Origin of the sequence: Micromonospora sp. WMMD736, assembly GCF_049179015.1 — a bacterium.
Taxonomy (GTDB): Bacteria; Actinomycetota; Actinomycetes; order Mycobacteriales; family Micromonosporaceae; genus Micromonospora.
In genome coordinates, this window is the sequence record NZ_JBMHMI010000132.1 from 1 (window position 1) to 5,799 (window position 5,799).

Below are 5,799 nucleotides of genomic sequence, written 5' to 3' on the forward strand. Positions count from 1 at the left end.
CGAGTTGCCGAACACCAGGGCAATGGTGGGGATTCCGGCCGCCGACAGCCGGGTCAGATCCCGGAACAGCTGCCCGCCCGGGATGAAGATCTCCTTCTGGGTCGGCAGATCGGCGCCACCGGATTCCACCAGCGATATCATCGGTAGCCGGTTCTGCAGGGCGATCTGATTCGCGCGCAGGATCTTGCGCAGGGTCCAGGGGTTGCTGGTGCCGCCCTTCACGGTGGGGTCATGGGCCACCAACAGACACTCCACCCCCTCGACCGCGCCGATGCCGGTGACGACGCTGGCACCGACGGTGAAGTCGCTGCCCCAGGCCGCCAGCGGGCTGAGTTCCAGGAATGGCGAGTCCGGATCCAGCAGCAGTTCGATGCGCTCCCGCGCGGTGAGCTTGCCCCGGTCATGGTGGCGGTCAACGTATTTGGTGCCGCCGCCGGCCAGCGCCTGGGCGTGCGCGGCGTCGAGTTCGGCGAGTTTGTCGGCCATCGCCCCGGCGGCCTCGGTGTAGGCCGCGGTGCGGGTGTCCAGGGTGGACGGCAGCGTGCTCACGACTGATAGCCCAACGTCTTGGCGGCCAGGCCGGTGAGGATCTCGGTGGTGCCCCCGCCGATGCCGAGGACGCGCATGTCGCGGTACTGCCGCTCCACCTCGGACTCGGCCATGTAGCCCATCCCGCCGAACAGCTGCACCGCCTGGTTGGCCACCCATTCGCCGGCCTCGACCGCGGTGTTCTTGGCGAAGCACACCTCGGTGATCAGGTTGGTCTCGCTGCGGCCGGATGTCGCCGGCTGCGCGGCTCCGTCAAGCTGCCGCTCCACCACATTGCGGGTGTACACCCGGGCGACGTCGATGCGGCGGGCCATCTCGGCCAGGGTGTTCTGCACGGACTGCCGGGCGATCAGCGGCCGGCCGAAAGTCTCGCGGTTGCGACACCATTCGACCGTGAGGTCCAGGCAGCGCTGCCCGCTGGCGTAGGCCTGGGTGGCCAGGCCGACCCGCTCGGCCACGAACGCGCTTGCGATCTGGACGAATCCGGTGTTCTCGGCGCCGATCAGGTTAGCGGCGGGGACGCGGACGTCGGTGTAGGACAGCTCGGCGGTGTCGCTGGACCGCCACCCCATTTTGTCCAGCTTGCGGGTGACCTGTAGGCCCGGTGAGCAGCCCGGTCCATCTTTGTCGACGACGATCAGCGACACCCCGCCCGCGCCGGGACCGCCGGTGCGACAGGCGGTCACGACGTAGTCGGCCCGCACCCCGGAGGTGATGTAGGTCTTGGCGCCGTTGAGCACGTACTCGTCACCATCCCGCTCAGCTTTCGTGGTCAGGTGGCCGACGTCGGAGCCGCCGCCGGGTTCGGTGATCGCCAGCGCACCGATGAGTTCGCCGGTCAGGGTCGGCCGCACATAGCGTTCGATGAGCCGGGCATCTCCCGAGGCGATCATGTGCGGCACCGCGATTCCGCAGGTGAACAGAGACGCGAACACGCCGCCCGGGCTGCCGGCGTAGTGCATCTCCTCGCAGATGATCAGCGCGTCGGCGCCGTCGCCGCCGCCACCGCCGACCGCTTCGGGTAGGCCCGCACCCAGCAACCCGGCTTCTCCCGCCTTGCGGTGCAGTTCGCGCGGTAGCTCACCGGTCCGTTCCCACGCGTCGGTGTGCGGCAGTACTTCGCGTTCGGCGAACGCGCGCACGGTCTTTCGCAACTGCTCGCGTTCGGGCGTGGTCCAGATGTTCACGGCAGCAGGTCCTCCGGTATGTCGATGTGTCGGCTGCGCAGCCACTCGCCCAGCCCCTTGGCCTGCGGGTCGAACCGGGCCTGGTAGGCCACCCCCTGACCGAGGATGCCGTCGATGATGAAGTTGACCGCCCGCAGGTTCGGCAGCAGGTGGCGGGTAACCGGCAGCTCCGCAGCTTCGGGTAGCAGCTCCCGGAGCCGCTCGACGGTCAAGGTATGCGCCAGCCAGCGCCACTGCGCCTCAGTTCTGACCCACACGCCGACGTTGGCGGCGCCGCCCTTGTCGCCGCTGCGGGCGCCGGCGATCGTGCCCAGCGGCACTCTTCGGGTCGGGCCGGCCGGCGGCGGATCGGGCAGCGTCGGCGGCTCGACGGGCGCCAGGTCGGCGGTGTCGGCGGCGGGGGCGATGTCGGTGCGGGTGCCGTCGGCGTGCACGGCGACGTGCGGGACCTGGCCGGCGTCGACATAGCCGGGGGTGAACGCCCCGTAGACCTGGCCGTCGGCAGGCGGCGCGGTCACCTGAAAGCCGGGGTAGGAGGCCAGCCCGATTTCGACGGCGGCACTGGAGAACTGGCGACCTACGGTGGCCGAGTCGGGGTCGCGCACCACACAGTGCAGCAGCGCGCTGGCGGTCTCCTCGGTGTCGGCGTCGGGGTGGTCGGTGCGCGCCAGCGTCCACTGCATTTCGGCGGGCTTGACGGTCAGGCCGGCCTCGAGTTGCCGCTGCACCAGTTCGGCTTTGGCCTCGATGTCGAGGCCGGTGAGCACGAACGTCATCGTGTTGCGGAACCCGCCGATGCTGTTGCACGACACCTTCAATGAGGGCGGCGGCGGTTCGCCGCGCACGGCGCTGATCCGCACCCGGTCCGGCCCGTCGCCATCCAGCTGCACGGAATCCACCCGCAGCGTCACGTCCGGGTTGGCGTAGCGGGCGCCGGTGATCTCGTAGAGCAGCTGCGCGGTGACGGTGTCGGTGCTGACCAGCCCGCCGGTGCCGGGGTGTTTGGTGATCACCGACGAGCCGTCGGCGTGGATCTCGGCCAGCGGGAAGCCGGGGTGTAGCAGGTCGCCAACCCCCGCATGGGCGAAGAACGCGAAGTTGCCGCCGGTGGCCTGAGCGCCGCACTCGATGACGTGGCCGGCGGCGACCGCCCCGGCCAGCGCTTCGTAGTCGGTGCGTCCCCACCCGAAGTGCGCGGCCGCCGGGCCCACCGTCACCGAGGCGTCGGTGACCCGGCCGGTGACCACCACGTCGGCCCCGGCGTTCAGGCAGTCCACGATCCCCCACGCTCCGAGGTAGGCGTTGGCGGCCAGCACGTCGCCGAACCCGAGCTCGCCGGCGCGGGCCACCAGGTCGTCGCCCTCCACGTGGGCGACGGTGACGTCCAGGCCGAGCCGGCCCGCCAGCGCGCGTACCGCGTCGGCCAGTCCGGCCGGGTTGAGTCCACCGGCGTTGGTCACGATCCGCACGCCCCGGTCCAGCGCGGTGCCCAATGATTGCTCCAGTTGGGTCAGGAACGTCTTGGCGTAGCCGCGGTCGGGGTTCTTGGCCCGGTCGCGGGCCAGGATCAGCATGGTCAGCTCGGCGAGGTAGTCGCCGGTCAGGTAGTCCAGGTCGCCGCCCAGCAGCATCTCGTGCATCGCGGCGAGGCGGTCGCCGTAGAAGCCCGAGCAGTTGCCGATGCGAACCGCCGTGGTCACGCAAAACTCCCGTCGTCAGCCCCCCGGCCAACCAACCGGTAGGTTAGCCGCTACCGCTGGTCCCATGTCAAGGATCCGATGCCGACCGGGTGGCGTCAGAAACCATTCAAGTCCAATTGTGCTGTCGACGCGGCAGTCGACAGCGTTTTGGAGCAGACCCAGGTCACCGGCTATCCTGAGGAGCAACTGTCGCCGCTGTCGCTCGCGCGGCTGGACCTCAATCTAAGGAGATGCACGTCATGGCTGTGCCCAAGCGCAGAATGTCGCGCGCGAACACCCGGAGCCGGCGCGCGCAGTGGAAGGCCAAGCGCCCCGAACTGGTCAGCGTCAACGTTGCCGGCCAGCAGCACAAGGTGCCGCGCCGCTACCTCAAGGCCGCCCGCCTCGGCCTGATCGATCTCGACCGTCGCTGACCCCCGCCGCGTCGCTGACCCGCGATTGCGCCGGCTGATCCCGGCGCGCCTCTCAGGTCGCTCTCAGGCGATGGGTTGAAACTGTGGCTGTGCGCATTCTTGTCGTGGACGACGATCGCGCGGTGCGCGAATCCCTGCGCCGGTCGCTTTCCTTCAACGGCTACGCCGTCGACCTGGCCACCGATGGAGTAGAGGCCCTCGAGGTGATCGCCAGCGATCGGCCCGACGCCCTGGTGCTCGACGTGATGATGCCCCGGCTGGACGGCCTCGAAGTGTGCCGCCAACTGCGCAGCACCGGTGACGACCTGCCGATTCTGGTGCTCACCGCCCGCGACTCGGTGTCCGAGCGGGTCGCCGGTTTGGACGCCGGCGCCGACGACTACCTGCCCAAGCCGTTCGCGCTGGAGGAGTTGTTGGCGCGGATGCGGGCGCTGCTGCGGCGCACCTCGCTCGACGACGGGGCCGAATCACCGGCGCTGACGTTTTCCGACCTCACTCTGGACCCGGCGACCAGGGAGGTCACCCGCGGTCAACGGCCGATCAGCCTGACCCGCACGGAGTTCGCGTTGCTGGAGATGTTGATCGCCAACCCCCGCCGGGTCCTCACCCGCAGCCGCATCCTCGAGGAGGTGTGGGGCTTCGATTTCCCCACGTCGGGCAACGCGCTGGAGGTCTACATCGGTTATCTGCGCCGCAAGACCGAGGCGGAAGGAGAGCCGCGGCTGATCCACACCGTGCGCGGGGTGGGTTATGTGCTGCGCGAGACTCCCCCCTGATGTCGGTAGTCAACTGGCCCGCCACCCCACCCGCAGGCAACGGATGGCGTACGCCGCTGCCGCCCGCGACCAGCTCGGTGACGCTGCGTTGGCGGGTGATGCTGCTGGCCATGTCGATGGTGGTGATGGCGGTGGTGCTGATGGCCGTCGCGGTGTACGCAGTGGTCTCCCGGGCGCTCTACGACGACCTCGACACCCAGCTGCACAGCCGTGCGCGGCTGCTGATCGAGAGTGGCTCATTGGCAGCCGACCCCGGCAAGGCCATCGAAGGCACGGCGTACTCCGACGTCAACGCCATGTTGGTGATCCCCGGCAGGGCCATCTACACCGCCAATCAGGAGGGCCAGACCCTGCCGATGGGCGAGCCGGAGAAAGACGTGGTGTCCGGCAAGCTGCTGATGTCGCTACGTACGGTCAACCATCAGCGAGTGTTGGCGGTGCACCTGGCCAACGGCAGCTCGCTGATGATCTCCAAGAGCCTGGCGCCCACCAGTCAGGTGCTCAAGCGACTGGGCACGGTGCTGCTCATCGTCGGTGGGCTCGGTGTTGCGGTCGCTGCGATTGCCGGGGGGATGGTCGCCCGCGCCGGCTTGCGGCCGGTGGCGCGGCTCACCGAAGCGACCGAACGGGTCGCCCGCACCGACGATCTGAGACCCATCCCGGTCACCGGCAGTGACGAACTGGCCCGGCTCACCGAGGCGTTCAACATGATGTTGCGGGCATTGGCCGAGTCCCGGGAGCGGCAGGCCCGGCTGGTCACCGACGCCGGCCACGAGCTGCGCACCCCGCTGACGTCGCTGCGCACCAACGTCGAACTGCTGATGGCGTCCATGGAACCCGGTGCGCCGCGGCTGCCCGAGGAGGAGATGGCCGGGCTGCGCGCCGACGTCGTCGCCCAGATCGAGGAGTTGTCCACGCTGGTCGGCGACCTGGTCGACCTCACCAGGGACGAGGCCGGTGGCGTCAGTTATGAGCCGGTGGACCTGGCCGACGTGGTTGACCGCAGCCTGGAGCGGGTTCGGCGGCGCCGCAACGACATCGAGTTCGACGTCGACGTCGTGGGCTGGCAGGTGTACGGCGACGCTGCGGGCCTGGCGCGCGCGGTGCTCAACCTGCTCGACAATGCCGCCAAGTGGAGCCCGCCGGGTGGTCGGGTCGGGGCGCGGTTGGCCCA

6 protein-coding genes are annotated in these 5,799 nt (G+C 69.6%); 3 read left to right on the forward strand and 3 right to left on the reverse strand.

From position 1 onward, the window contains the following. From ACN269_RS34620 to ACN269_RS34630, 3 genes are all read right to left on the reverse strand, one after another. A partial coding sequence (locus tag ACN269_RS34620) for a carboxyl transferase domain-containing protein (protein ID WP_421477541.1) occupies positions 1-549 on the reverse strand: 549 nt, incomplete at its 3' end. Next, complete coding sequence (locus tag ACN269_RS34625) at positions 546-1,736, reverse strand: acyl-CoA dehydrogenase family protein (RefSeq protein WP_421477543.1); 1,191 nt, start codon at positions 1,734-1,736, stop codon at positions 546-548. The genes ACN269_RS34625 and ACN269_RS34620, both read right to left, overlap by 4 nt. Beyond that, positions 1,733-3,436, reverse strand: a complete 1,704-nt coding sequence (locus ACN269_RS34630; RefSeq protein WP_421477545.1) for an acyclic terpene utilization AtuA family protein — start codon at positions 3,434-3,436, stop codon at positions 1,733-1,735. Before ACN269_RS34630 ends, ACN269_RS34625 begins: the two co-directional genes overlap by 4 nt. A 239-nt stretch (positions 3,437-3,675) precedes the next feature. Between ACN269_RS34630 and rpmF the strand changes: the two genes are divergently transcribed. The 3 genes from rpmF to ACN269_RS34645 form a co-directional block, all read left to right on the forward strand. Next, a complete protein-coding gene (rpmF, locus tag ACN269_RS34635; protein WP_421477547.1) occupies positions 3,676-3,849 on the forward strand; it encodes a 50S ribosomal protein L32 in 174 nt (57 codons plus the stop codon). Positions 3,850-3,932: 83 nt separating this feature from the next. Then, on the forward strand, positions 3,933-4,625 hold the full coding sequence (locus tag ACN269_RS34640) for a response regulator transcription factor (protein WP_421477549.1): 693 nt from the start codon (positions 3,933-3,935) through the stop codon (positions 4,623-4,625). Continuing rightward, on the forward strand, positions 4,625-5,799 hold a 1,175-nt coding region (locus ACN269_RS34645; protein WP_421477550.1), incomplete at its 3' end, for a HAMP domain-containing protein. The genes ACN269_RS34640 and ACN269_RS34645, both read left to right, overlap by 1 nt.